21 protein-coding genes and 1 tRNA gene are annotated in these 24,745 nt (G+C 68.8%); 11 read left to right on the top strand and 11 right to left on the bottom strand.

What is annotated here, in order from left to right; genetic code table 11:
• Positions 1-27 precede the first annotated feature (27 nt).
• From VGC56_RS15860 to VGC56_RS15840, 5 genes are all read right to left on the bottom strand, one after another.
• Positions 28-162, bottom strand: coding sequence for a hypothetical protein (locus VGC56_RS15860; protein ID WP_464126425.1), 135 nt, complete (start codon positions 160-162; stop codon positions 28-30).
• Between the two features lie 78 nt (positions 163-240).
• Positions 241-708 carry a hypothetical protein gene (locus VGC56_RS15855; RefSeq protein ID WP_464126424.1) on the bottom strand — a complete coding sequence of 156 codons (468 nt, stop codon included), beginning with the start codon at positions 706-708 and terminating at the stop codon, positions 241-243.
• Between the two features lie 77 nt (positions 709-785).
• Complete coding sequence (locus VGC56_RS15850; protein ID WP_464126423.1) at positions 786-2,609, bottom strand: hypothetical protein; 1,824 nt, start codon at positions 2,607-2,609, stop codon at positions 786-788.
• Between the two features lie 141 nt (positions 2,610-2,750).
• Positions 2,751-2,824, bottom strand: a tRNA-Cys gene (locus VGC56_RS15845).
• 90 nt (positions 2,825-2,914) lie between these two features.
• Complete coding sequence (locus VGC56_RS15840; RefSeq protein ID WP_464126421.1) at positions 2,915-3,391, bottom strand: Ros/MucR family transcriptional regulator; 477 nt, start codon at positions 3,389-3,391, stop codon at positions 2,915-2,917.
• Positions 3,392-3,725: 334 nt separating this feature from the next.
• Between VGC56_RS15840 and VGC56_RS15835 the strand changes: the two genes are divergently transcribed.
• The 5 genes from VGC56_RS15835 to VGC56_RS15815 all read left to right on the top strand — a co-directional run bounded on the left by VGC56_RS15835 (position 3,726) and on the right by VGC56_RS15815 (position 10,644).
• Complete coding sequence (locus VGC56_RS15835) at positions 3,726-4,376, top strand: protein-L-isoaspartate O-methyltransferase family protein (protein WP_464126420.1); 651 nt, start codon at positions 3,726-3,728, stop codon at positions 4,374-4,376.
• A 50-nt stretch (positions 4,377-4,426) separates the two neighbouring features.
• Positions 4,427-5,869 (top strand): TolC family outer membrane protein, encoded by a 1,443-nt coding sequence (locus tag VGC56_RS15830; protein ID WP_464126418.1) that lies wholly within the window; start codon positions 4,427-4,429, stop codon positions 5,867-5,869.
• A gap of 17 nt (positions 5,870-5,886) precedes the next feature.
• Complete coding sequence (locus tag VGC56_RS15825) at positions 5,887-6,297, top strand: DUF2497 domain-containing protein (RefSeq protein WP_464126417.1); 411 nt, start codon at positions 5,887-5,889, stop codon at positions 6,295-6,297.
• 159 nt (positions 6,298-6,456) lie between these two features.
• Positions 6,457-9,075, top strand: a complete 2,619-nt coding sequence (locus VGC56_RS15820) for a valine--tRNA ligase (protein WP_464126416.1) — start codon at positions 6,457-6,459, stop codon at positions 9,073-9,075.
• Positions 9,076-9,144: 69 nt separating this feature from the next.
• Entirely contained in the window at positions 9,145-10,644 is a 1,500-nt protein-coding gene (locus tag VGC56_RS15815; protein WP_464126415.1) for an MATE family efflux transporter, read from the top strand.
• Positions 10,645-10,700: 56 nt separating this feature from the next.
• On the opposite strand, the gene VGC56_RS15810 is transcribed toward VGC56_RS15815, so the two are convergent.
• Positions 10,701-11,135 (bottom strand): hypothetical protein, encoded by a 435-nt coding sequence (locus VGC56_RS15810; protein WP_464126414.1) that lies wholly within the window; start codon positions 11,133-11,135, stop codon positions 10,701-10,703.
• A gap of 154 nt (positions 11,136-11,289) precedes the next feature.
• Here VGC56_RS15810 and hemB point away from each other — a divergent pair, with 154 nt between their 5' ends.
• Genes hemB through VGC56_RS15795 form a run of 3 tightly spaced genes read left to right on the top strand, consistent with a single transcriptional unit; the run spans position 11,290 to position 15,961 of the window.
• Complete coding sequence (gene hemB, locus VGC56_RS15805) at positions 11,290-12,282, top strand: porphobilinogen synthase (protein WP_464126412.1); 993 nt, start codon at positions 11,290-11,292, stop codon at positions 12,280-12,282.
• Positions 12,282-13,730 carry a pyridoxal phosphate-dependent decarboxylase family protein gene (locus VGC56_RS15800; protein ID WP_464126411.1) on the top strand — a complete coding sequence of 483 codons (1,449 nt, stop codon included), beginning with the start codon at positions 12,282-12,284 and terminating at the stop codon, positions 13,728-13,730. Before hemB ends, VGC56_RS15800 begins: the two co-directional genes overlap by 1 nt.
• Positions 13,727-15,961, top strand: coding sequence for a fused MFS/spermidine synthase (locus VGC56_RS15795; RefSeq protein ID WP_464126409.1), 2,235 nt, complete (start codon positions 13,727-13,729; stop codon positions 15,959-15,961). The genes VGC56_RS15800 and VGC56_RS15795 overlap by 4 nt, the downstream gene beginning before the upstream one ends.
• Positions 15,962-15,988: 27 nt before the next feature.
• Here VGC56_RS15795 and VGC56_RS15790 read toward each other — a convergent pair whose 3' ends face one another.
• Together VGC56_RS15790 and VGC56_RS15785 are read right to left on the bottom strand one after the other, a co-directional pair.
• Positions 15,989-16,519 (bottom strand): hypothetical protein, encoded by a 531-nt coding sequence (locus VGC56_RS15790; protein WP_464126407.1) that lies wholly within the window; start codon positions 16,517-16,519, stop codon positions 15,989-15,991.
• Positions 16,520-16,566: 47 nt separating this feature from the next.
• Positions 16,567-17,070 carry an RNA polymerase sigma factor gene (locus tag VGC56_RS15785; protein WP_464126405.1) on the bottom strand — a complete coding sequence of 168 codons (504 nt, stop codon included), beginning with the start codon at positions 17,068-17,070 and terminating at the stop codon, positions 16,567-16,569.
• A gap of 381 nt (positions 17,071-17,451) precedes the next feature.
• Here VGC56_RS15785 and VGC56_RS15780 point away from each other — a divergent pair, with 381 nt between their 5' ends.
• Positions 17,452-17,838 (top strand): hypothetical protein, encoded by a 387-nt coding sequence (locus VGC56_RS15780; protein ID WP_464126404.1) that lies wholly within the window; start codon positions 17,452-17,454, stop codon positions 17,836-17,838.
• A 55-nt stretch (positions 17,839-17,893) separates the two neighbouring features.
• On the opposite strand, the gene VGC56_RS15775 is transcribed toward VGC56_RS15780, so the two are convergent.
• Positions 17,894-19,606, bottom strand: coding sequence for a DUF6438 domain-containing protein (locus tag VGC56_RS15775; RefSeq protein ID WP_464126403.1), 1,713 nt, complete (start codon positions 19,604-19,606; stop codon positions 17,894-17,896).
• Between the two features lie 16 nt (positions 19,607-19,622).
• Positions 19,623-21,101: a porin gene (locus tag VGC56_RS15770; RefSeq protein WP_464126402.1), complete on the bottom strand. Its 1,479-nt coding sequence runs from the start codon at positions 21,099-21,101 to the stop codon at positions 19,623-19,625.
• A 221-nt stretch (positions 21,102-21,322) separates the two neighbouring features.
• Here VGC56_RS15770 and pstS point away from each other — a divergent pair, with 221 nt between their 5' ends.
• The gene (pstS, locus tag VGC56_RS15765; RefSeq protein WP_464126401.1) at positions 21,323-22,345 is read left to right on the top strand and encodes a phosphate ABC transporter substrate-binding protein PstS; all 1,023 of its coding nucleotides are present in this window, start codon (positions 21,323-21,325) and stop codon (positions 22,343-22,345) included.
• Between the two features lie 113 nt (positions 22,346-22,458).
• Positions 22,459-22,761 (top strand): hypothetical protein, encoded by a 303-nt coding sequence (locus tag VGC56_RS15760; RefSeq protein WP_464126400.1) that lies wholly within the window; start codon positions 22,459-22,461, stop codon positions 22,759-22,761.
• Positions 22,762-22,797: 36 nt separating this feature from the next.
• On the opposite strand, the gene VGC56_RS15755 is transcribed toward VGC56_RS15760, so the two are convergent.
• Positions 22,798-24,744, bottom strand: coding sequence for a TonB-dependent receptor plug domain-containing protein (locus VGC56_RS15755; RefSeq protein ID WP_464126399.1), 1,947 nt, complete (start codon positions 24,742-24,744; stop codon positions 22,798-22,800).
• Position 24,745: the final 1 nt, after the last annotated feature.

The following is a 24,745-nucleotide window of genomic DNA, read 5'->3' as shown; positions in this document are numbered from 1 at the left end:
GTCAGGCCAAAACTCGTCAGGGCAGCGTTACGAGCCCTGGTTGCCGCCGCCGCCGTCGGAATTGGCGTTGTGCGTGCTCTCGGCAGCACCGGCCTGAAGGCGCTGGAATTCCGGACGCAGCCATGCGCGCTTGGCAATGTCCTTCTTGGTGTCATTACGCATTCTGGATCTCCCTGCTGTCGCTACGATCTAACGAAATCGTCTCAAAGTTCAAGCGTCTCAAGTTTGGATGCCGACCCCTCAACGCCGAGTGGGCGCAGGTTGTTGCGTTTGGGCCACAAGTGGCACAACGGCAATGCCGAACAGTCGCCATTGGCCGTTGACGTTCTGGTAGAGCAGATCGAAGCCGATGGCGTTCGGCCGCAACGGGAACACGCCCCTCAGCCGCAACAAGCCGCCCTGGACGAGCGCCGGCGGAAACTGAAAGGCCGGCGTGACGACCAGGGTGACGCTCAGGTCGATGTTCTGGTTGCGGACGGGTGCGAAGACTGCGGCCAAAGTGGCGGGCGAATTGGTCGTCTGGAACGCGGGCGCGCCGAGATCGCGGATCACCGAATAATTGCCGGTGTCGTTGGCGTGGGCGAGCGCCGCCATGGTCGACCAGAGGAGCCTGTGGATCGTCGTCGTATCGGGCACGCCAAGGGTGGCGGCGGCCGGAGCGGCTACCTGCGCAGGCTGCGGGGCTGCGACGGCAGACGTGCCGCACAAGGCCGCGAGGCACGCCGTCACAAGAAGACGGGCCGGGGCATGTCGCCCCGGCCCGCCATTGAATTGAACGCTTGTTCTTACCACGCGTGCTGGAAGCCGGCGCGGGCGCCGACCGAGCCGCTCTCGAAGCCGACGCCGACACCGCCGGTGAACGACGTCATCGGTCCGACGCGGGCGGCGAACGAAGCCGATCCCGAGAGGCGATCACGGAAGTAGCCGACGCCGCCCGACACGGCGAAATTCGCCTCGGACGGGAGGAACGGCGTGTCCATCGCCAGCGCCATGGCGACGCCTTCATTGGCCTTGCGGATGTCGCGGCGGTTGATGTCGCTCAAGTTGAACAGGCTCGCCGTCTGGCCCTGCAGCGCCAGGATCGAATTGCCCTGCGATGCGACGGTGGTGTTGAGCGTCGCGATGTTCGCAGTGTTGGTGGCGATGTTCGCCGTGTTGGTCGCGACGTTGGTCTGCAAGGTGGCGACGTTGCCGAGCAAAGTCGTGTTGGTGGTGACGTTGCCGTTGACATCGTTCACCAGCACGCCGGCCGTCGTGTAGCCCCCGAAGCGGACGGTCGACCCGGCGCCGCCGATCGCGACCTGGTTCGCCGCAGTGGTCGTGGCGCCGGTGCCGATCGCCGTCGAATTGGCGAAGTTGGCCGTCGTGTTGGCGCCGACCGCCGTGGCATTGACGGCAGCGACGTTGGTGATGTTGGCGTTCCGGCCCACCGCGGTCGCATTCTGAGCGAGCGCGCTGGAGGAGTCGCCGACGGCAGTCGACTGGACGCCGCTGGCGGCGGCGAAATCGCCCAGGGCGGTCGCGAAGTTGCCGGAGGCCACGGCGCGGTCGCCGAGCGCGGTCGACGACTGGCCGGACGCCGTCGTCCTCCAACCCACTGCGGTGCCGTTCACGCCGGTAACGTTCGCCTGCGAGCCGAGCGCCGTGCCGTTGGTCGCCGCGGCCGAGACGTTGGCGTTGCTGCCGAACGCCGCGGCATTGGTGGAAAGGGCGCTGGCGGCATCGCCGACCGCTGTCGACTGCAGACCGCTGGCAGCGGCGAAATCGCCGAGCGCGGTTGCGAAGTTCCCCGAAGCCACAGAGCGGTCGCCATAGGCGCTGGACGAGGTGCCGCTGGCGGTCGTCCTGTTGCCGATCGCAGTGCCCTGCGCGCCGCTGGCGGTGGCAAGGGTGCCGACGCCGATCGAGTTCGCGCCGGACGCCAAGGCGGCGTTGCCGATCGCGTTTGAGCTCGCGCCGCTGGCGGTGTTGCCGTTGCCGATGGCGACGCCGTTCAACCCCGTCACCGTGTTCAAGCTGCCGAAAGCCGCAGAGAAGGACGAAGTGCCCGAGATCGTGTTGAAGTCGCCGACCGCGGTGCTGCCGGTCGAGCCGGCGACGATCTGGTTGCCGGTGCCGACGGCAGTGCTGAAGCCGGCCGCGGCGATGTTCGGACGTGTCGCGCCGCCAGTGGTGGCGCCGCTGCTGCCCAGCGCGGTCGAGGCGAGGCCGGTGGCCTGCGATCCGGCGCCGAAGGCAGCCGTGTCGGCGGCGGTGGCGTTGGCGTTGGCGCCCACCGCTGTGGCGTTGGTGCCGAGCGCGCTCGCCGCGTCGCCGACGGCGGTCGAGGACACAAAGGTGGCGGCGGCGAAGTCGCCGATCGCGGTCGAGAAGTTGCCGCTCGCGAAGGCGCGGTCGCCGACGGCGGTCGACGAGGTGGCGGTCGCGCTGGCCAGATTGCCGCAGGCGGTGGAGTTGGTGCCGGTGGCGGTGCCTTGCGCCGGCGGAACGGGGACGCCGGCCGCATAGGTGGCGCAGGTTGCGCCCTGCGCGTGCGCGGACGATCCGGCGAAGACCAATGCCGCGGTGCTGGCCGCGGCGAAAAGGCCGATCTTTGTCGACATTGCCATATTTAGAGCTCCCTGTTTCGACGGCCTTGCGAGAGGCCGGTCTGGAGTCTCTTTACTTGGCTGCACCTCAAAGGCAACGCGAAACAAGCCGCCGAAACGGTTCGAAGGCGCAGTGTTGCGCTTCGGTTGCGCTGGGAAAGATGGAGGCCCGAGCCGGAATCGAACCGGCGTGCGAGGATTTGCAGTCCTCTGCGTAACCACTCCGCCATCGGGCCGCCGCGGGCGAAATGCGGGGGCGACCGGCGAAAGTCAATCCGCCGTAGTTTCGCGGTCTTAGGCCGCGTCAGGTCTCAGGGTGCGCCGGCTCAGGCCTTGCGGCGACCGCGCCTCGGCTTGGGAGCGTCGCTCTCCGGGGCCGGTGCGGGGGCCGCCGCCTGCTTGCCCTTGCCGCGGCGATTGCGGCCAAGTCCGAGAGCGTGGGCGATCTCGCGCCGGCGCGTCGTGTAATCGGGCGCGACCATCGGATACGAGGGCGGCAAGTTGAAGCGGGCGCGATATTCTTCCGGCTTCAGCGCATGGGCAACGCCGATGTGGCGCCGCAGCGTCTTCTGTCGGCTTCCACACACGAGGCAGACGAGATGGTCCGGCTTCACCGACGAACGCACCGAAACCGCGGGCTTCGCCTCCGGCTCCGGCTGGTCCTCGACAGTCCCGAGCTTCGCCAGCGCCTCGTGGACCCGCTCGACAAGCGATGCCACGTCGCTGACGGCGACCGTATTGTACGCGACATGCGCCGCGACGATATCTGCGGTCAATTCGAGCAGACGACCATCTTGTTGCACGCATTCCTCCTCAACTACGAGTCGGCTGGGCTACTAGTCTTCGTCTTTTCCAATTGAAAGCTTTTGTTACGCGAACGCCACGATGTTTTGCGAAAGTCAAACATGGGGTGCGTCCGCTTCCGGACGGCTATGTCCGATTTCGGACACGGACGGCGCCGCTTTTCGTCGCGGAAAGGAGGGCGTCGGAGTGGCACGCCCCTTGCTGATCTTGCTGCCAGACACGAACTGCGATCGGGACGTCGCGAGCGCTTGGCGTTCGTCGGCGCGCCCGATAGAAGCGGGGAACGCCACACGGTGTATTGCATTACTAAGACAGCTATGCGATTGAGACGAAATGACCGAGCATAATTTCGAGCATATGCGCCGCGCGATGATCGCGAGCCAGCTGCGCACGACCGGAACCAACGATCCGGCGGTGCTGGCGGCGATGGGCGAGGTGGCGCGCGAGCGGTTCGTGCCGGCGCAGCGCATCGCCATGGCCTATGCGGACGCCTTGGTGCCGCTGAAACCCGGGCGCCAGCTCAACAGCCCGATGGCGCTCGGGCGCCTGCTGACCGAAGCGGCGCCGGAGGAGGCGGGTAATGCGCTCGTGATCGGGGCGGCGACCGGTTACGCCGCGGCCGTTCTCGCGAAGCTCGTCTCGTCGGTGGTCGCCGTCGAGGAGGATGCGGAGCTTGCGGCGGCCGCCCGCGCGGCGCTTGCCGATACCAGCGTGACGTTCGTCGAAGGGCCGTTGACCAAGGGCCATGCCGCCGGCGCACCCTATGACCTCATCCTCATCGACGGCGCCGTCGAAACGGTGCCGCAGGCGCTGATCGACCAGCTGAAGGACGAGGGCAAGCTGGCGACGGGGATCGTCGAGAACGGAGTGACGCGCCTGGCGCTCGGGCGCAAGGCAGGAGAGGGGTTCGGAATCGCGGCCTTCGCCGACGCGGCGGCGGCGATCCTGCCGCAGTTCGAGAAGCCGAAGGCGTTCACATTCTGAACGGCAATTCTATCCGCCGGACCGGCGCAACATATTCTGGAGTAAGCTTGATGCGGGGTGGGTTATTGGCGGCGGCGGGGGCCGCTGCACTGATCGCGGGAAGCGCCGCCGGCGCCCAGACGCTGCGCGACGCCTTGTCGGAGACGTATCGGACGAACCCGACGATCATGGCCGAACGCGCGCAGGTCCGCTCGCTCGACGAGTCGGTCGCGGTCGCCCGCGCCGGCAATCGCGTGCAAGTCTCCGGCACGGCCGGCGTCAACCAGGACCTCACCCGGACGGGCGGCGGCAACGGCCGCAACCTGTCGGCGGGAATCGACGTCAGCTATCCTTTGTTCAACGGCGGCCGGGTGCGCAACCAGATCGGCGCCGCCAACGAGCGGGTCGCGGCGGGCCGTGCCGAGCTGCGCGCCACCGAGGGCGACGTCTTCACCTCCGCGGTCGGCGCCTACATGGACGTGATCCGCGACCGCTCGATCGTCGATCTGAACCGCAACCAGGTAAAGGTGCTGGAGACCAACCTCCAGGCGACGCGCGACCGTTTCGAGGTGGGCGACCTGACCCGCACCGACGTGGCGCAGTCGGAGGCGCGCCTCGCGCTTGCCCGCTCCGCTTTGTCGACCGCCGAGGGGCGGCTGCAGACCAGCGAGGAGACTTACCGCCGCGTCGTCGGCCTCGCGCCGGGCGATCTCGCCCCGCCGCCGACCCTGCCGCAGCTGCCGGCGACGGCGGACCAGGCGGTCGACATCGCCATCCAGAACAATCCCGACATCGCCTCGATCGCCGCGCAGATCCGCGCCGCGGGGCGGGACGTGGCGGTGGTCCGGTCCGGGCGGCTGCCGACCGTCTCGGCGATCGGCTCGGCCCGAGAAACCAATTATTTGGGGACGGCGGAGCGCCAGTTCCTGTCGCCGCTGGCGCCGGAGAACACCACCTCAACCGGCATCGGCGTCCAGGCGCGCATTCCTATCTATCAGGGCGGGCTGGTCAGTGCGCAGGTGCGCCAGGCGCAGGCGATCCAGGGCCAGTTGCTCGAGCGCGGCGTCGAGACGGAGCGGCTGATCGTCGCCAACACCCGCGCGGCGTTCGCGACCTATCAGGCGGCGCAGCTCGCGATCCGCTCGAACGAAGTGGCGGTGGCGGCGAACACGCTGGCGCTGGAGGGCGTGCGGGCCGAGCAGACGGTGGGCACGCGCAACGTCCTCGACGTGCTCAATGCCGAGCAGGAATTGCTGAACAGCCAGGTCGCTTTGGTGACGGCGCGGCGCGACGCCTATGTCGCCGGGTTCAACCTGCTCAACGCGATGGGCGAGGCGGAGGCCAAGGACCTCAATCTCGACGGCGGCACGCTCTACGACCCGGTTCCGCACTATAAGCGCTCGATCCGGCGGACCAGCGACTGGTCGGACGACCCGGTGCCGGTGCCGGTCGCGACGCGCACCTACGGGCCGCCGAATGTGCCAAACACCCCCGTGACAGCGCCGCGGCAATAAGCGATAAGTCTCTCGCCATGGGGGAGATTCACCAGGAACCGTCGATGGAGGAGATACTCGCCTCCATCAAACGCGTCATCGCCGAGGACAGCCGTGCCCAGCCGGCGCGGCCGGCGCGCGGCTCGCGTCCCGTCGAGGCGAGGCCGCCTGTCGAGGAGGACGTGCTCGAGCTCTCGGACCCGGTGACGGACGAGGGCGGGCTGGTCTCCGACGACGCCGCGGCGGCGAGCCAGAAGGCGCTTGCCGCTTTGTCGGCGGTCAGGGAGCGCAGCGAGGCGCCCGCCCCCGTAGGCGACGGCCCGCTCGAGGCGGTGGTGCGCGACATGCTGAAGCCGATGCTCAAGGACTGGCTCGACGCCAACCTGCCCGAGATCATCGAGCAGCTCGTCGCCCGCGAGATCGCCCGGATCACGGGGAAGAGCCTGTAACTCCCGTCATCCCGGCGGAAGCCGGGATCTCCATCCGGAAAAGGCGCCGCGGCTAATGTCCAAGAGATCCCGGCTCTCACCGGGATGACGGTTCCACACCGGCGCCGCCACGAACCTCCCGCATTGCCCCTCCGCCGCCCCTTCGTCTAAGCGCCGCGCATGAGCGAGCTTCCCAAGACTTTCGATCCCGCGGCCATCGAGGCGCATTGGTATAAGCGCTGGGAGGAGGAGGGGCTGTTCCGCCCGGAGCGGGGGGACAGGGAGCCCTTCACCATCGTCATCCCGCCGCCGAATGTGACGGGATCTCTGCACATCGGCCATGCGCTCGACGTAACGCTGCAGGACGTGCTCGTCCGCCACGCGCGGCTGCAGGGCAAGGACGCGCTCTGGGTGGTCGGCACCGACCATGCCGGCATCGCGACCCAGATGGTGGTGGAGCGCAACCTCGCCAGCCAGGGCGTCAAGCGCACCGACATGAGCCGCGAGGCCTTTATCGACCATGTCTGGGAGTGGAAGGCGCAATCGGGCGGGGCGATCACCCGCCAGCTCCGCCGCCTCGGCGCGTCGTGCGACTGGCAGAACGAGCGCTTCACCATGGACGAGGGCTTCAGCCGTGCCGTGTTGAAGGTGTTCGTCCAGCTCTACCGCGAGGGCCTGCTCTACCGCGACAAGCGCTTGGTGAACTGGGATCCCAAGTTCCAGAGCGCGATCTCCGACCTCGAGGTCGAGACCAAGGAGGTGCAGGGCAAGTTCTGGCACCTCAGATATCCCTATGAGGACGGCTCCGGCTTCATCCATGTCGCGACGACCCGGCCGGAGACGATGCTGGCCGACATGGCGGTGGCGGTGCATCCGGACGACGCGCGGTACCGCAGCGCGGTCGGCAAGCGGCTGAAGCACCCGATCACCGGGCGGCGCATCCCCGTCATCGTCGACGAGCATGCCGATCCGGAGCTTGGCTCGGGCGCGGTGAAGATCACGCCGGGCCATGACTTCAACGATTTCGAGGTGGGCAAGCGTGCGGGCTTCAAGGCCGGCGAGATGCTCAACATGCTCGATGCGGCGGGGCGCGTGGTGCAGACGCAGGACGGACTCGTCCCGGAGGCGCTGATTGGGCTGGACCGCTTCGAGGCGCGCACTCGCGTGGTGGAGATGATCGACGCCGAGGGCTTCCTGGAGCGCGTCGAGGATCGACTGGTGCAGGTTCCGCACGGCGATCGCTCCGGCGCGATTATCGAGCCGTGGCTGACCGACCAATGGTATGTCGACGCAGCGACCCTGGCCAAGCCGGCGATCGACGCGGTGCGCTCGGGCGAGATCCGCGTGGTGCCGGAGACATGGAAGAAGACCTGGTTCAACTGGCTCGAGAACATCCAGCCCTGGTGCGTCTCGCGCCAGCTCTGGTGGGGGCACCAGATCCCCGCCTGGTATGACGAGGCCGGCAACGTCTTCGTCGCGGAGAGCGAGGCCGAGGCCCAGCGCGAAGCAGGCAACCGCCCGCTGCGGCGGGACAGCGACGTGCTGGATACGTGGTTCTCGTCGGCGCTGTGGCCGTTCGGCACGCTCGGCTGGCCCGAGGAGACGGAGGCGCTGCGGCGGCATTACCCCAACGACGTGCTGATCTCCGGCTTCGACATCATCTTCTTCTGGGATGCCCGGATGGCGATGCAGGGGCTGCATTTCATGGGCGAGCGGCCGTGGAAGACGCTCTACCTCCATGGCCTGGTGCGCGACGCCAAGGGCCAGAAGATGTCCAAGTCGAAGGGGAATACGGTCGATCCCCTCGTCCTCATCGACCGCTACGGCGCCGACGCGTTGCGCTTCACGCTCGCGGCGATGGAGAGCCAGGGGCGCGACATCAAATTGGATGAGAGGCGCGTCGAGGGCTATCGCAACTTCGCGACGAAATTGTGGAACGCGGCGCGCTTCTGCCAGTCGAACGGCATCGGCGCCTCGGTCTCGCTGGAGGCGCCTGAGGCGGAGAACATGGTCAACCGGTGGATCATCGGCGAGACGGTACAGGCCGTCCAAGCGCTCGATCTCAGCCTCGCCGAATTCCGTTACGATGAGAGCGCGAACGGCCTCTACCACTTCGTCTGGGCGACCTTCTGCGACTGGTATCTGGAGCTGATCAAGGGGCAGGTGGACGACGAGACCAAGGCCGTGGCGGCCTGGGTGCTCGACCAGATCCTGGTCATGCTCCACCCGTTCATGCCGTTCATCACCGAAGAGCTGTGGAGCGCGAACGCGCGGCCCACTCCGCTGATCGTCGCGAAATGGCCGATGCCCGACGCGCGGGCGCTCGATGCGGAGGCCGGGCCGGAGATCGACTGGCTCATCCGGGTGGTGAGCGGCATCCGCGCGGCGCGAACCGAGCTCGGCGTGCCGCCGGCGGCGCGGCTGGCGCTGCACGTGCGGGATGGCGAGGCGCGGACGCACGAGCGTCTGGCGCGCCACGAGGCGGCGCTGCGGCGGCTGGCGCGGATCGAGAGCCTGAGCTTCGAGGCGGCTTCAGGCGGGGCGGCGCAGGTCGTGGTGGACGAGGCGACCTACGTCCTGCCGTTGGAAGGCGTGATCGACATCGCCGCCGAAAAGGTGCGGCTCGAGAAAGCGGCGCAGGCGGCGGAGAAGGAGCGGGACGCGCTCGCGGGGCGTCTCGGCAATCCCAGCTTCGTCGAGCGCGCCAAGCCCGAGGCGGTGGAAAAGGCGCGGGCGGACCATGCCGAGAAGGCATCGGACGCGGAACGCTATCGCGCGGCGCTGGCGCGGCTGGGCTAGCTCCCCTCTCCCTGCAGGGGAGAGGGTTTCGGCTGGTGTCGACCCGCGTTTCTTCGTTAAGGAGCCGTCATGGCAGACGAAGCAGCACAGCGCCCCGGCCCTCCGGCCGGCCGCCCCGGCGGGGGCCGCGATCTCACCACCGGGCGCATCGCGCCGACTTTGCTTGCCTTCGCGCTGCCGACGCTCGGCTCCTCGATCCTGCAGTCGCTCAATGGCTCGATCAACGCGGTGTGGGTGGGGCGTTTCCTCGGCGAGGACGCGCTCGCGGCCACATCGAACGCCAACATCGTCATGTTCCTGTGCATGGCGTTCGTGTTCGGCTTCGGCATGGCCTCGACCATCCTCATCGGCCAGGCCTTCGGGCGGCGCGACGTCGACGGGGCGCGGCGGGTGATCGGCACGGCGCTCGGCGCGTTCATCCTGGTGGCGGTGGCGATCGGGGTACTGGGGTGGATCTTCGCTCCGAACCTTTTGAAGCTGCTTGCCACCCCGGCGGGGGCGGCACCGCTGGCGCTTGCCTATTTGCGCGTGATCTTCATCGCCATTCCCTCCTCGCTGATCCTGATCATGCTGATGATGGCCATGCGGGGCGCCGGCGATGCGATGACGCCGCTCTGGTTCATGATCCTCGCGGTGGTGCTCGACAGCGGCCTCAACCCCGTGTTCATTCTCGGGCTCGGGCCGGCGCCGAAGCTCGGCATCGCCGGCTCAGCGACCGCGACCGTGATCGCCAATTATGCCAGCCTCGCCGGGCTCATGATCTACATGTACGTGCGCGACCTGCCGCTGCGGCTGCGGGGCAAGGAGCTCGCCTATTTGAAGCCCGATCCGGCGATCCTGAAGACGATCCTGGTGAAGGGCCTGCCGATGGGCCTGCAGATGATCGTCATCTCCGCCTCGGCGCTGGCTCTGGTCGGGCTCGTCAACCGCGAGGGCGTGGCGACGACGGCGGCGTTCGGCGTTGCGATGCAGCTGTGGACCTACCTCCAGATGCCGGCGATGGCGCTCGGCGCCGCCGTGAGCGCAATGGCGGCGCAGAATATCGGCGCGGGCAAGTGGGAGCGGGTCAGCGCCATCACCCGTTCGGGCGTGATGTTCGCGCTCCTCATCACTGGGGTGCTGGTCGTGCTGCTCGCAATCGCCGATCGCCCGGCGCTGGCCTTGTTCCTCGGCGGTAACAGCCCCGCGCTCGGCATAGCGCGGCACATCCAGTTGCTCGCCACCTGGAGCTTCCTGATGTTCGGGGTGACCCTGGTGCTGTTCGGGACGGTGCGCGCCAACGGGTCGGTGATCGGCCCGCTGCTCATCCTGTTCATCGGCCTGGTGCCGGTGCGGCTCGGCTTCGCCCTCGGCGCGTATCCGCGGCTCGGCGCCGACGCCTTGTGGCTCAGCTTCCCGGTCAGCTCCTTCTCCAACATGGCGCTGGGCATTGCCTTCTACCTCCACGGCGGCTGGCGGAAGAGCCGGATGCAGATTGGCGGCCGCCCCGCGCCGGTCGGCGAGGACGAGTGTATCGAGGAGGCGCTCGCGGACGCCGAGCCGGGTGGAAGGCTCAACCCGGCGGGATAGCCGAACGGGATAAGGGGACACTCGTATACGAGTGTCCCCGTCTCGTGCCCTCGTCGCTAGAGCGTCGTGTCGGCCAGGTTGGACTTGTACTTCGTGTTGGTCTGGCGGTCGTTGATCTCGATGTAGATGTAGCTCGGCGCCACCGTGCCCTCCTCGGTCGCGAACCAGATGCTGCCGAGGTCGGAAGCCTTGCCGAGCGCGCAGAAGCCGTAGAGGCGCTTGCCGCGGCTGTCGTAGATGTCGATCCAGCTGCGGGCGCTCTTGGTGTTGAGGCCGCAGGGTGGAAGTGCCGGGGCCTGCGCGAACATCGTATCGGGATAGGCGTCCTTGTTGAGCACGTCGTAGCGGTGGCGGATCCAGTTCTTGCCGCCGGCGGAATAGGCCTCGCTTCCGGTCATGTAGAGGATCGGGTTCGGCAGGGCCTGGGCGGCGGTGCCCGCGGCGAGGCTCGCGGCGAGCAGCAGGGCGGCAAGGCGCAGTTTCATGGTCATTCTCCCCCGTTCGAGGAGCATGGCCGCCGCGCCGGCGTCGGCGCATCGGCCGTGTTCCGCTGCCGGGAGAATGCCACCGATACGCAGGCGAAACAAGGAAGCTGCTCGCCGCCCCCGCTTCCCGAACGCGGGAGCGCGCGCTAGAGCCTTGGCCATGTCCGCAGCCTTTCCCGCCGCCCGCCTTCGCCGTACCCGCGCTTCCGCCTGGAGCCGGGCGATGGTCGCCGAGACGGTGCTGACGCCGTCGAACCTGATCTGGCCTTTGTTCATTGCCGAAGGGGAGGGGGTGGAGGAGCCGATCGCCAGCTTGCCCGGCGTGTCGCGCTGGTCGGTCGACGGGATCGTCGCGCGGGCAAGGGAGGCGCGGGAGCTCGGCATCCCGTGCATTGCGCTGTTTCCCAACACGCCGCGGGAGCTGCGCACCGAGGATGCGGGCGAGGCGCTGAACCCCGACAATCTCATCTGCCGGGCGATCCGGGCGGTGAAGGCGGCGGTGCCGGAGGTGGGAATCCTCACCGACGTGGCGCTCGATCCGTACACAGCGCATGGGCATGACGGGATCGTCGATGAGCGCGGTTATGTGATGAACGACGTCACGTCCGCCATCCTGGTCGAGCAGGCTTTGGTGCAGGCGGAAGCGGGCGCGGATATCGTCGCGCCGTCCGATATGATGGACGGGCGGGTCGGCGCGATCCGCCACGCGCTCGAGCAGCGCGGCCACTGCAACGTCCAGATCATGGCCTATGCCGCCAAGTACGCCTCGGCCTTTTACGGCCCGTTCCGCGACGCGGTGGGATCGCGCGGCCTGCTGAAGGGCGACAAGAAGAGCTACCAGATGGATTATGCCAATGCCGAGGAGGCGCTGCGCGAGGTGGCGATGGATTTGGCGGAGGGCGCCGACACGGTGATGGTGAAGCCGGGCCTCCCCTATCTCGACATCGTACGGCGGGTGAAGGAGCGGTTCGAAGTGCCGGTCTTCGCCTACCAGGTGTCGGGCGAATATGCGATGATCGAGGCGTCGGTTGCGGCCGGCGCGGGCGAGCGCGACGCGTTGGTGCTGGAGACGCTGACCGCCTTTCGCCGCGCCGGCTGTTCGGGAGTCTTGACCTACCACGCGCCGCACGCGGCCCGGCTGCTCGCCCGCTGATGGACGAGACGCGCGCTGCGTTGGAGGCGCTGCGGGCGGCTGCGGCGCCGCTCGAACCGGGAGAGGAGGCGCGCGAGGCGCTGATGGCCCGCGCCGTCGCGCACGCGCAATCCTTCTGGACCGCATTGGCCGAGGGGCCGTCCTACCGCAGCCGCGACGAAGTCTTCGCGCAGCGGCTCGCCCCCGAATTCCCCGAGGAGGCGAGGGCGCCGGAGGAGGCGCTCGGCTACCTCGCCGAATGCGTCGACGCGCCGGGCATCACCACCGCCTCGCCGCGCTTCATGGGCTACATACCGGGCGGCGGGCTGTTCCACGCGGCGATGGGCGATTTCCTCGCCGCCGCGTCGAACAAATATGCCGGCTTCGCCTCCGCCGCGCCGGGGGCGGTGCGGATGGAGAATGCGCTGACCGGCTGGCTCGCCGAAGTTGTCGGGTTCCCGGCCGCGGCGGCGGGGACTTTGACCTCCGGCGGGAGCATCGCCAACCTCGTGGCCATCGTCGCGGCGCGGGAGGCGCGCGATCCGGACGGCGGTGGCGCGGTCTATTCGACCGAGTTCGTCCACCATTGCGTCGACAAGGCGCTGCACATCGCCGGCCGCGGGCGGGCGCCGCGCCGGCGGATTGCGACGGACGAGAGCCACCGCATGCGCATCGAGGCGCTGGCGGAGGCGCTGGAGCGGGACGAGGCGGACGGGGTGCGGTCGTGGCTGGTCGTCGCGTCGGCCGGGACGGTGGATACGGGCGCCGTCGATCCGCTGCCGGAGATCGCCGACCTCTGCGCCCGCTATGGCGCGTGGCTGCACGTCGACGGCGCCTATGGCGGGCTGTTCATGCTGTGCCCGGAGGGGCGCGCGCGGCTCGCCGGCATCGAGCGGGCGGACAGCCTCGCCCTCGATCCGCACAAGACGATGTTCCTCCCCTACGGCACCGGCGCGGTGCTGGTGCGCGACGGGCAGCTCCTGTCGGACGCGTTCAGCGCCACGGCCGACTATCTCCAGCCGCTCGGCGAGAGTTCGGTCGGCCCGTCGCCCGCCGACCTGTCGCCGGAGCTGACGCGGCATTTCCGCGGACTGAGGCTGTGGCTGCCGCTGCAGCTCGCCGGCGTCGCCGCCTTCCGCGCCGCCCAATCGGAGAAGATCGGCCTCGCCCGCTACTTCCACGCGCGGCTTTCGGCAATGGAGGGGTGGCATGCGGGCCCGGCGCCCGACCTGTCGGTCGTAGCCTTCCGCTACGTCCCGGCATCCGGAGACCCGGACGCGTTCAACGACGCACTCCTGCGCCGCATCCAGGAGGAGGGGAGGGTGTTCCTCAGCGGCACCCGAATCGGCGGCGCTTCCTATCTGCGCTGCGCGATCCTGTCGTTCCGCACCCATCTGGAGCATATCGACGAGACGCTGGCGGCGCTGGAGCGCAACGTTGCGGGATTGCTGGGGGAGCAAGGCGCATGAGCGAGGCGGTGGTTGCGGAGCGGGGGCTGTTCGAACGCGCCGCCAAGCCCTTGTTCGTCGCGACCATCGTCACCGGCTCCTTCCTCCTCTTCCTCGTCCAGCCGATGGTGGCGCGGATGGCGCTGCCCCGGCTGGGCGGCGCGCCCGCCGTCTGGAACAGCGCGATGGTCGTATTCCAGGCGCTGCTGCTCGCCGGCTACGCTTATGCCCACCTCGTCACCCGGGTGCGGCCGCGGCTCCAGGCCGGCATTCATATCGGCCTGTTTGCGCTGGCGGCCTTGTGGCTGCCGATCGGGCTCCTCGCGGAGACGCTGCCCGAAGGCGTCTCGCCGGCGGTGTGGGCGCCATGGTTCCTGCTGCTGTCGATCGGGCCCTTGTTCTTCATCGTCTCGGCCCAGGCGCCGCTGATGCAGCGCTGGTATGCGCTGGAGAGCGCCCGGGGCGAGCCTTACGCGCTCTACGCCGCGTCGAACCTGGGCAGCTTCGCGGGCCTTCTCTCCTATCCCCTGCTGGTCGAGCCGCTGCTGACGCTCAAGCAGCAGAGCCTGCTCTGGACCGGCGGTTACGCGCTGCTGGTCCTCCTCGTCGGCCTCTGCGCCCTCACCATCCCCGCACATGCGGTGGAGGAGCGGCACCGGCCGACGACGCCGGCGCCGCCGCTGCGCCGCATCCTGCTGTGGATGGGCTATGCCGCGGTGCCCTCGGGGCTGATGCTGTCGACGACCACCCACCTCACCACCGACGTCGTCGCCGTGCCGATGCTGTGGGTGGTGCCGCTCGGCCTCTATCTCCTGAGTTTCGCCATCGCCTTTGCCGACCGGCGGCGGGCGGCGAACGGTTTCACCCGGGTGGCGCCGATCGTGCTGCTGATCGGCGGCGGCTTCGCCTTCAGCGAAGGGGCGGCGCAGCCCCTGTTCAACGCGACGATCGGCCTCGGCGTGCTGCTGGTGACGGCGATCGCGCTCCACACCGCGCTCTACCGGCTGCGGCCCGCGCCGGACCGGCTCACCGGCTTCTACCTCGCCATGGCCGCCGGCGGGATGGTGGGCGGCATCTTCTGCGCGATCCTGGCGCCGATCCTCTACGATTGGGCCTATGAGCATCCGATCCTGATGCTCGCCGCAGCCTTGCTGGTGCCGCAGCGGGCCCTGTTTCCGATCATCGAGCGGATGCCGCGCGCGGTCGGCTGGGGGCTTCTCGCGGTCGCGTTCGGCCTCTCCTACGCCGGCGACATGCGGGTGGCGGACTGGATCGACACCAATTGGGCGGCGATCTTCAGCGTCGGAATCGCGCTCCTCGCCTTGCTGTTCATCGGCCGGCGGCTGCCGTTCGCGCTCGCCTTTCTCGCGCTCATGCTGAGCTATGGCGGCTGGCAGAAGCTCTACCAGTCGGAGCGCGGCCTTCGCACCCGCTCCTATTTCGGCATCTACACCGTCAACAGCCGCGCCTTTCCGCCGGCGCGGATCCTCACCCACGGCACCACCCTCCACGGCGTCCAGAGCGCGTTGCCGGGCGAGGCTCTGGTCCCCACCTCTTATTATGCCCGCGGCTCCGGGGTCGGACACGCCATGGCCTCGGCGCCTGTCCTCTACGGCCCCAACGCCCGCATCGGCGTGGTCGGCCTCGGGGCGGGAACGCTCACCTGCTATGCTCTCCCGACCGAGGACTGGCGGGTGTTCGAGATCGATCCGGCGATGGTGCGGATTGCCAGGACCCGCTTCACCTTCTTGAAGGGGTGTGCACCGCAGGCGAAGATCGTGATCGGCGACGCCCGCATCAGCCTGTCGCGCGAGCCCGCGCACCGCCTCGACATCCTCGCCGTCGATGCCTTCTCTTCGGACGCCGTGCCGATGCACCTCCTCACCCGCGAGGCGCTCGGCGTCTACCGGCGCGCGCTGGCCCCCAACGGCCTGCTCCTCGTCCACATCTCGAACCGCTATCTGAACCTCGCGCCGGTGCTCGCCGCCGGTGCCAAGGCCGACGGCTGGGCGGCGGCGGGTTTCCAGTACGAGCCGAGCATCGAGGAAGTGGTCCACAACATGAGCATCTCGATCTGGATCGCGATGTCGCCGGACCCAAAGGCGCTGCAGCGGCTCGAGGATGCAAGCGGCGCGGACCGGCGCAACTGGGTGACCCTGCGCCCGCGCCCGGGCTTTGCCGGCTGGACCGACGACCATGCCAGCATCCTCCCCATCCTCGAAGGCTGGCGCAGCTGGCTGCCGGCGCGCTGATCCTCCCTCAGCGGGGACGCGCGGCGGCTACTCCGCCTTCAGCGCGTCCAGCCGTGCGATCTGCAATTGCGCCTTGAGCGCCGCGCGCGCGAAGGCGAGCAGCACTGCCGTCCAGAAGCAGACGGCCACGACGATGAAGACGACGAGCAGCCGCGGCGCTTCCGGCGGCGCCTCGCCGCTGTGGATGCGGCTCGCCATGATGCCGAGTTCCCAGAGGAAGGGGATGAGGAACGGCAGCATGTACCACAGCCAGGCATGCGATAGGCCCTCGGCTTGGCGCGCCAGCTCGCCGCGGTGGAAGTCGAGCGCCGGCCGGGCCGCGATCTCGGCGGGGAGGCGGCGCGCGTTGATCCGCCGGTTGATCTGCCACAGCACGAGCAGATGCGCCGCGACCATCAGCAGCATCGGAGTGCGCATTGCCGGGAACGCCCCCCGCGCGACGAGCCAGAGCGACACGAGTATGCTGAACGCCGAATAGGCATAAAGCGCGACATTGCGCAGGCGGACGCCGGTTTCGTAGCGGGCGGCGCGGGCGCGGACTGCGGCGAGATCGCTCATGGCATTCTCCTCATTTGGCTGGGTTTTCCAGATGGTCCTGGGGTCGGTCATGTGTCGTCGTCCTGCTGGAACCGGCGCGTCAGGAGCTGCTTCACGCGGTGGATGCGGGTCGCCACCGCCCCCGGCGACAGGCCGGTGATCTCGGCGATCGCCGCCGCGTCCTGGTCTTCCAGATAGAGCAGCATCACCTGGTCGTCCGGCGGCGCGAGGCGGCGGATGAGGCCGTGCAGGCGCTCCAGCACGCGCGCCTTGCCGACGGCGCCTTCCGGGTCGTCGGGCGCCGCAATGTCGGCCAGCTCGTCGAGGCTGACCAGCCGCCCCTTGCGCCGCCGCACCCGCACCGAGATCGCCGTATTGTGCGCGACGCGGTAGACCCAGGTGCGCAGCGAACATTGCCCTGCAAAGCCCGCAAAGCTCCGCCACAGCGCGAGCGACACGTCCTGCAGCAGATCGTGGCGCAGGTCGGTATCGGCCTCGTACGCCCGGGCCAGGCGCCCCAGCGCCGGCCCGAACTCCGCCATCGCCTGCAGATATCGCTCATCCTGCGTCATCCACACCCCTTCTCCTGCAGATAGTCGCGGCAGGGGAGGGTTTCTTACGGGCGAGCCTCGCAGTCCTCACGGTTGGCGAAGCCAATCGGGAGGCGGACCGCGTGAAACGCGGTGGAGGGGCCTCGCGGCCGCAGAACGGCCCCTCCACCGCATTTCGTGCGGCCCGTTGCGCGGACAGGGAGGACGCAAGCGTGGCAGCGTCGCAATCGCCCGCCATGTCCGGTAATGCCCGCAGCCATGAGCCGCACCTCTCGTCCTTTCACGAAGGGTGCGGGTTCCGTTCGACGGCCGCGGGCGTGATACACCTTCAGCCCTAGGCACTTCCGCAAGCAACGTCCGGGCGCCAGCGCACCGAGGTCGTAGCGCCAGGGAGGGAAGAGCATGAACGCAATTTCGCTTTTGGTGGCGGCGCTGGCGACACCAAATGGTTCGCCGCCCGACATGCCCGTCGCTGCCCGCTTATTCCTCGACGCCGTGGCGACGGGGAACCTCGACCGAGCCCGCGCAACGCTGACCCAAGACGTCCTCATCTCCGACCAGCGCGGGCTCAAACCCGTTTCCTCCAAGCTGAAAGCGTTCGTCGAGCACATCCGGGGATGCCGCCGCACCGACGCCTCGACCGACTATCACACGACCGGCGGAGCAGAAGCCCGTGCCGCCGTGGTCGTCCACTGGACCTGTCCCTCCCGCGGCACCATCGAAGCCTTCGTCTGGACGGCCGGCCGGCAGGTGGCGGCCATCAGCTTCTTTGCGGCAACCGCGGAGTAGCACGGGAGGTAATCGGCTTTGAATGCGAGAGCCGATCGCCCTCGCGCTCTCAGCGTCATTGGATTTCGTGCGCGTCCAGCCACCCCAGGGTTGCCGGCATATGCCCCTTTACCGCCTCCCGCCGCACATTCGTGTCCTTGGTCCGCGCGGTCGCATCGGCCCCCGCCCGCAGCAGGATCAGGGCCACCCGGTCGTCATCCGTCGCCAGCAGCGGCGTCTTGCCCTCCGCGGCCCGGGCGTTGACGTTGGCGCCGTGGGCGATGAGAAGCCGTGCAAGCGCCGGGGAGTCGCAGCCCATCAGGGCCGTCCAGTTGAAATCGTCGCGCGCCTCGAGCGGCACGCCCAGCCCGATCGCCGTCTCCGCCATTTCCAGCACGCGCGCCTCTCCGGCGTCGCGGCAAACCCCGTAGCCACTGCGAAGGGCGGTGAGCAGCGTGCCCGAGCCCTTCTGGATTAGATCGGCACCCGCACGCACGAGCGCCTTGGCGATGACAGTGCTGCACCCGGCCCCGTAGGCGAGAGCCTGGGTGCGCAGTGCGCGCGGCAGCCGCGTCACCCAACCCCTGCGCTCCAGTGCATCGAACAGCGCCTCGTCCCCCCTCACCGCCGCATAGTACGCAAGGAGCGCGCCAGTGGTGTCGGCGGCAGGCGCGACCGCGGTCCCGATGGGCGGCACGCCTCCTTCGACGCGAACGGCAGTGCCGAGCGGTGCTCCGCGCTCGATCAGGGCCAGAGCAAGCCTCCCCGCCTCACGAACCTGAGGGGGTGATGATGAGAGCTGCATCGCATCGGCCGCGAGCTCGGCAGCCGCGGCCGAGTGGAAGTCGAATCCCTCTCCTTCCAGCGCCTTGATCGTCGTGGCGTTGCCGCTCACCCAACGAGCGCTGCCGGCAACTTCGTCGACCGCGTCTTCCAGCGCCGACACTTCCTCCGGCATTCCGGCCCAAGTTCCGACATAGTCCGTGACGCTTTTGGTCTTCCCGCCGGCGCGAACGGTCAGCTTGTAAGTCGGAGAGTCTGTGATCGACGCTTCATAGGACGGCTTGAGCCCGAAGAAACGGGCGTTGCGGAACTTCGCGACGAGGCGGGCGACGGTGGCAGGATCGACGTGCGCGATATGCGCGCCCGGCAGCAAGACGTTGTTCCCCATGTAGGCGAGGTGTACTTCCCCGGCAGTCCCCTTGAACGCCGCGCCGCCGGTGCTGAATCGGACGGTCCCGTCGCCCCTGATGCTGACCGCATAGTCGGGACAGGGTCCGTAGCAGGCGCTCCGCTCCAGGACGATCTCCGTATCGGCCGCCGCCGCATCCGGAAATGGCGGCGCGACGGCCTCGCGCTCCTCCGGCACGCGGTAAGCGATCCTCACCACCCCAACCGCTATCACGGGCTTGCCGTCGAAGGTCTGCGGCCGGAAGCGCCAGCTGCGAACCGCCGCGAGGGCAGGCGCCGGATCGAGCTTGCTGAAATTGTCGTCCACCGCGGCGTCGATCACCCGTCCATCGACATCCACCGTCGCGACCACCGCGACCTCGCCAAGGACCTGGGCATTCTTCGCCACCAGCGTCGTCTCACCCGACAATCGTTCGCTCTGGAGGCCGTATGTGCCGATCTTCATCGGAACGTCGGCCGCGACCCCGGCGTCGGCTGACAGGATCGCCAGACCGGCGGCGGTCACGGCGATCTTCACAACTGCACCCACGACGCGATCCTCCTCGGGCCATAGCTGCCCCCCGGCCGAACACCTTGGCAAGCGAAAGCGCAGCGGCATTCCCCCCGCTGCCCCGCTAGAAGCGAAACTGGCCGTACACCCCGATCTCGTCGGCGGTGCCGCTCTGGCGGCCGCCGATCGGGAAGGCGAAGTTGGAGGGGTTGTTGTTGCCGGGGGCGAAATAGCCGTGGTTCACCTGGTCGCGCTTGTAGACCAAAGCGAACTCGATGAGCTTCACCGGCTGGTAGGAGATTCCGACGTTGAAATATTGATCGGTGATGGCGGGGAAGAGATCCCGGGTCGGCTTCACGCGGTCGTAGCGGGCGAAGACGCCCACGAGCGGTGCCGGGCGGTAGGAGGCGAAGGCGGACCAGCCGTCCGACGTATCGCTCGGCACCTTGGTCACCTGGTTCCAGTTGCGCGCGTAGAAATATTCGCCGCCGACCCGCACGGCGTCGCTCGTATAAGCCAGCAGCGCATTGACGCGGGTGGCGGTGTGGAGGGTCTGGACGTTGGTGCCGGTCTGGACCGGGGTCACCGCATTATTGGTCGGACTGAACGGGGTGAAGGTGTCGGCGCCGCGCTTGCCGGCATAGCCTCCGACGGCGGCGACGAAGCCGTGATAATTGACGCTGACCCGGCCCTCGACGTCGACCGATTCCGAGCGGAGCGGGTTGCGGTAGCCCGCCCCGTTCACCACCGACACGGCGTAGTTGACGTGGCCCTCGGCGAGGGTGCCGAGCGCATGGACGCCCCAGTCGACCGAGGAGGCGAAGCCGGTGCGGTCGGTGAGCGTCTGGTCGATATAGCGATAGCCGTAGACGTCCTCCGCGAACGGGATCCACGGCATGTCCGCCGCGCCGACGCGGACGGTGAAGGCGGGGTCGAACTTCGCCTGCACGAACGCCTTCTTGAGGAACAGCGTCTCGCCGACCGTCTTCGGGAAAGGGGTCGGTGCAGTCGTCCCCTGGCCCGGCTGGGCGGTGCCGGAATTGGCGGTGCCGGTGACGGTGTTGGTGTTGGCGATGAGGTTGATGTCGGTGGTGGCGCTCGCGGACCAGATGTCGTTGAACTTGTGGTCGACGGTCAGATAGAAACGCTTGACGTCGAAGGCGGTGCTCCGCCCGACGGTGGCGCCGTCCGATTTCTGGTCGATATGGCTGACGTTGAAGAACATCCGGCCCGTCAAGGTCGTCGCGTCCGCCCAGCTCGGCTTCGGCTTGGGCTGCTTGCCGAGCGCCTCCTTGACCTGGCCGGGCACCGCGGCGGTGGCGGCAGCGACCTGGGCCTGGAGCGCCTGCGACTGGGCGGCGGCGGCCTGGGCGGCCTGCTGCGCGGCCTGGGCGTCGGCACTGGCCTGCTTCTGGCCCGCCTCCTGCGCGTTAAGCCGCGCCGTCAGCGCCGCCACTTCGGAGCGCAGCTCCTCGAGCTCCGCCTTCATCGCGGCGGTGTCGCCGGCCGGGCGGTGCGCGGGCTTGGCGGCAGCAAGCGCGGGCGCGGCGGGCATGAGGGCCAAGAGCCCCGCTCCGGCGAGCAGCGACGTACGGATGGTCATGTGAAGCATTCCCCTCTTCGAGCGACTCGGCCTCGCCCCGGCTGGCGCCGAGTCGTACGGGCCCTTTGTGACAGATCGGGGAATCGCGATATGTCCTGAGGCAAGAGGCTGACGCGAAACAGTCATATGCCAGTCCCGCCCCCGTCACGCCCCGCGGCTACGACTCGGCCCCGCGGACGGCGCCTCGCCGCTTCGCCGACGACTCATCCCCAGGGGGTAATATGACCAGCTTCTCACGCAAGGCGGCGCCGCTCGCCGCGGCTCTCGCGCTCGCCGCCGGCAGCGCTACCGCCGCGCTCGCGCAGATCACCGGCGCCGGCTCGACCTTCGTCTATCCCATCCTGTCGAAATGGGCCGGCGACTTCCGCAAGCTCGGCGGCGAGCAGGTCAATTACCAGTCGATCGGCTCGGGCGGCGGCATCGCCCAGATCAAGGCCGGCACCGTCGATTTCGGCGCCACCGACAAGCCGCTCACCCACCAGGAGCTCGCCGCCGCCGGCCTCGCCCAGTTCCCAATCGTGATCGGCGGCATCGTCCCGGTCGTGAACATTCCGGGCATCGCGCCGGGCCAGCTCAAGCTCTCCGGGCCGCTGATGGCCGGGATCTTCCTCGGCGACGTCAAGCGCTGGGACGACCCGCAGATCCGCAAGCTCAACCCGGGCCTCAAGCTCCCCGCCGCCCAGATCAGCGTCGTCCACCGCTCGGACAGTTCGGGCACCACCTTCAACATGACCCACTATTTCAGCCAGGTGAGCAACATCTGGCGGATGAAGGCGGGCGAGGGGACGTCGGTGCAATGGCCGACCGGCATCGGCGGCAAGGGCAATGAGGGCGTCGCCGCCTACGTCAACCGCGTGCCCAATTCGATCGGGTACGTGGAATATGCCTACGTCATCCAGAACAGGATGAAGTACGCGGTGATGCAGAATTCGGCCGGCCGCTTCGTCGCGCCGAACGCCCGCTCGTTCCAGGCCGCCGCGGCGTCGGCCGATTGGTCGCATGCGCAGGATTTCTACCTGGTCATGACCAATGCGCCGGGGGCGAACTCGTACCCGATCACCGCCACCACCTTCGTCCTCATGTACAAGCAGCCGAAGAACCCGCAGCGCACCCAGCAGGCGCTCAAATTCTTCCGATGGTCCCTCGAGAAGGGCCAGCCCCAGGCCGCGGCGCTCGATTACGTCCCGCTGCCGGCGCCGCTGGTGAAGCGGGTCGAGGCCTATATGGCGCAGACGATCAAATAGGCTTGTCTCAGGGGAAGGCGAACGGCCCCGGCCGTTCGTCTTCACCGCCTTCCCATGCGTCTTGCCGCAGCCTTGAAACTAGGGCAGCTTCGCAGGCGAAGGGAGTTCGGCCGATGATGAAGCTTCTTCTTGCAGGCATCCTCGCCGCCGGCGGCGCCGCGACGATCGCTTCGGCCTCGACGCCGCGGCACAAGAACGACGACCCCAACAAGATGGTCTGCCAGATGCGCGCCCCGATCGGCTCGCGCCTCGCCACCATCAAGGAATGCCACACGGCGGCGGAATGGGACGAGATGCGCCGGCAGGAGCGGCTCGGCCTCAACCGCAAGCAAGGCAATGGCGATGCCGGCTGCAACTACAATATGGGCGACCCGGCGTGCGGCGTCCGCAACGGCGGCAAGGACACGCCCTGGTAGGAGTGGTAGGAGGTTCGGGCCGGCCTCGCTGGTGACCTAGAAGCCCTGCTCGATACCGACGGTCAGGGCCCGGCCGCGCCCGCGCGTCGTCCACCCCCCTTCGAGCGCCGAAGCGTCGCGGGTGACGTAGCGCGCGCCGCCGGCATTGGTGAGGTCCAGCCGCAGGTCGGCCGGCCGCTCGAGGAGCCGTACGCGGTAGACGGCGGCGAGGCCGAAGACTGCGAAAAAAGGCGACCGCGCTGCGTTGGGCGCCGTGCTGCTCCCCACGGCACCACTCGACGCGACCGCATCGGCGGAGAGACTCAGTTCGTCGAGGCGCCAGGTGAAGCCGCCGGACGCCACGACCGGGCGGTCCTCGCCAAGGCGCAGCCAGCGGTCGCCGGCGGCCGCGATCACACCGGCTGGAGGCAGCCCGGCATTCGCGACGATCGACCGCCCCCGCGACCGCGACAAGGCAAGGTTGGCCCAGGCCGTCACCGGTCCGCGCGCGAAGGTCCCGGAGAGTTCAAGCCCGCGCAGCTCTGCCCGCCTGAAGCCGAACGCCGCGGCGGCCGCCTCGCCCGGCGTCTCCCGCGCCACGATGAAGTTGCGCGCCGACCGCACATAGGCATCCACGCCGAACGTGAATGCCCCGACTTTGCGCTGGACGCCGGCATCGAAATAATCGTCCCGCTCCTCCGGCAAAGCGGCCCCCCCCGCCTCGCCGAGCGGCGCTGCCGCGGCGTATCGGGAATAGCCGAGATGGGCGCTGAGGCCTTGAGACGGAGTCCAGACGATGCTCGCGCGCGGTTCGATCGCAGCGCGCTTCCCCCCACCCCTCAGCCACTCGACCCGGACGCCCGGGTTGAAGGTGACATTGGGGGCGATCGTCCACGCGTCCTGCAGATAAACGCTCGAGGCGGTGCGGTGCAGGCTGGTATCGCTCCGGCCATCGCGTTCGCGGACCGAGACCCGGCTCACGAGGATTCCGCCGCGAAGGACGTGCGCGGAGCCGAGTTGCTGGGCCGCGTCGATCTGCGTCCCGAAAGACGTGCGCCGCTCCCGCGTCGCGACTGCGAACCGCGCCGCGTCGACTGCATGGGCGGCGAACAGCGAGGCCTGAAACGTCAGCCCGCCCGAACTGTGCTGGAAGCTTCCCACCGCATAGCCGTCGTCGCCGGCAGCCGTTCCCGCCGGGATGCCGGTGGCGCCGATGGAATGCCGCTCGCGCGATCCCCCCAGGATCAGCCAGACCCGGTCGCTGTCGCTCAGCACATGGTCGGCGAACAGCAGCCCCTCGGCGCCCCGACGGACGTCGTTCGTCATATGGCCGCCCGCATCGGCGATGCCGGTGCGTTCGCGCTCATAACTTCCGGATGCGAACAGGCTGACGCCTCCGACGGCGCCGGCCCATTCCGCGGCGGGCTCGATGAGGCCGTCGGTGCCGGCGAACATCTCGAGCTGCCCGCCATGCTGGTAGACGCCGCTCTTGGTGGTGACGCTGATGACACCGCCGGGCGCGAAGCCGAATTGGGCGGGCAGAGTGCCGGTCATCACCCGCACCGCCTCCGCCAGGCGCGCGCTGAGATGTTCCGCTGGGTCCGAGATCGCCTCCGGCACGATGACGTCGTTGATCCGTACCTGCGTGTGCCGCGAGCCGCGGATCGCGAGGCCGGTCCCCACCGGCACGGCGCCGGGCGTCTGGGAAAGAATCGCCGCGACGCTCCCCGTCTCGCCGCCGGGCCGGTTCTCCACCCCCTCGTTGGTCAGGGAATAGACGGTGGCGCCCAAGGCGGCGTCGACGCCAGTACGCGCCGCGTCGAGCCGGTGCGCCGTCACCACGATCGGATCGGCGGGATCGACGCGCCCTTCCTCGTCATCGTCGTCGTCCGCATCGCGCGGCGTGCGAGAGGCGGCGCGGTGCTCCTGTGTCGGGCGGCGATGGACCTCGTCGTCGGCAGACGGCGGTGACTGCAGAAGGGTGGCGGCAAGCAACGCGAACATG

The organism is Allosphingosinicella sp. (assembly GCF_036403745.1).
Taxonomy (GTDB): Bacteria; Pseudomonadota; Alphaproteobacteria; order Sphingomonadales; family Sphingomonadaceae; genus Allosphingosinicella.
The sequence above is the reverse complement of the archived record's forward strand: the minus strand, read 5'-3'. Positions and strand labels throughout refer to the sequence as shown.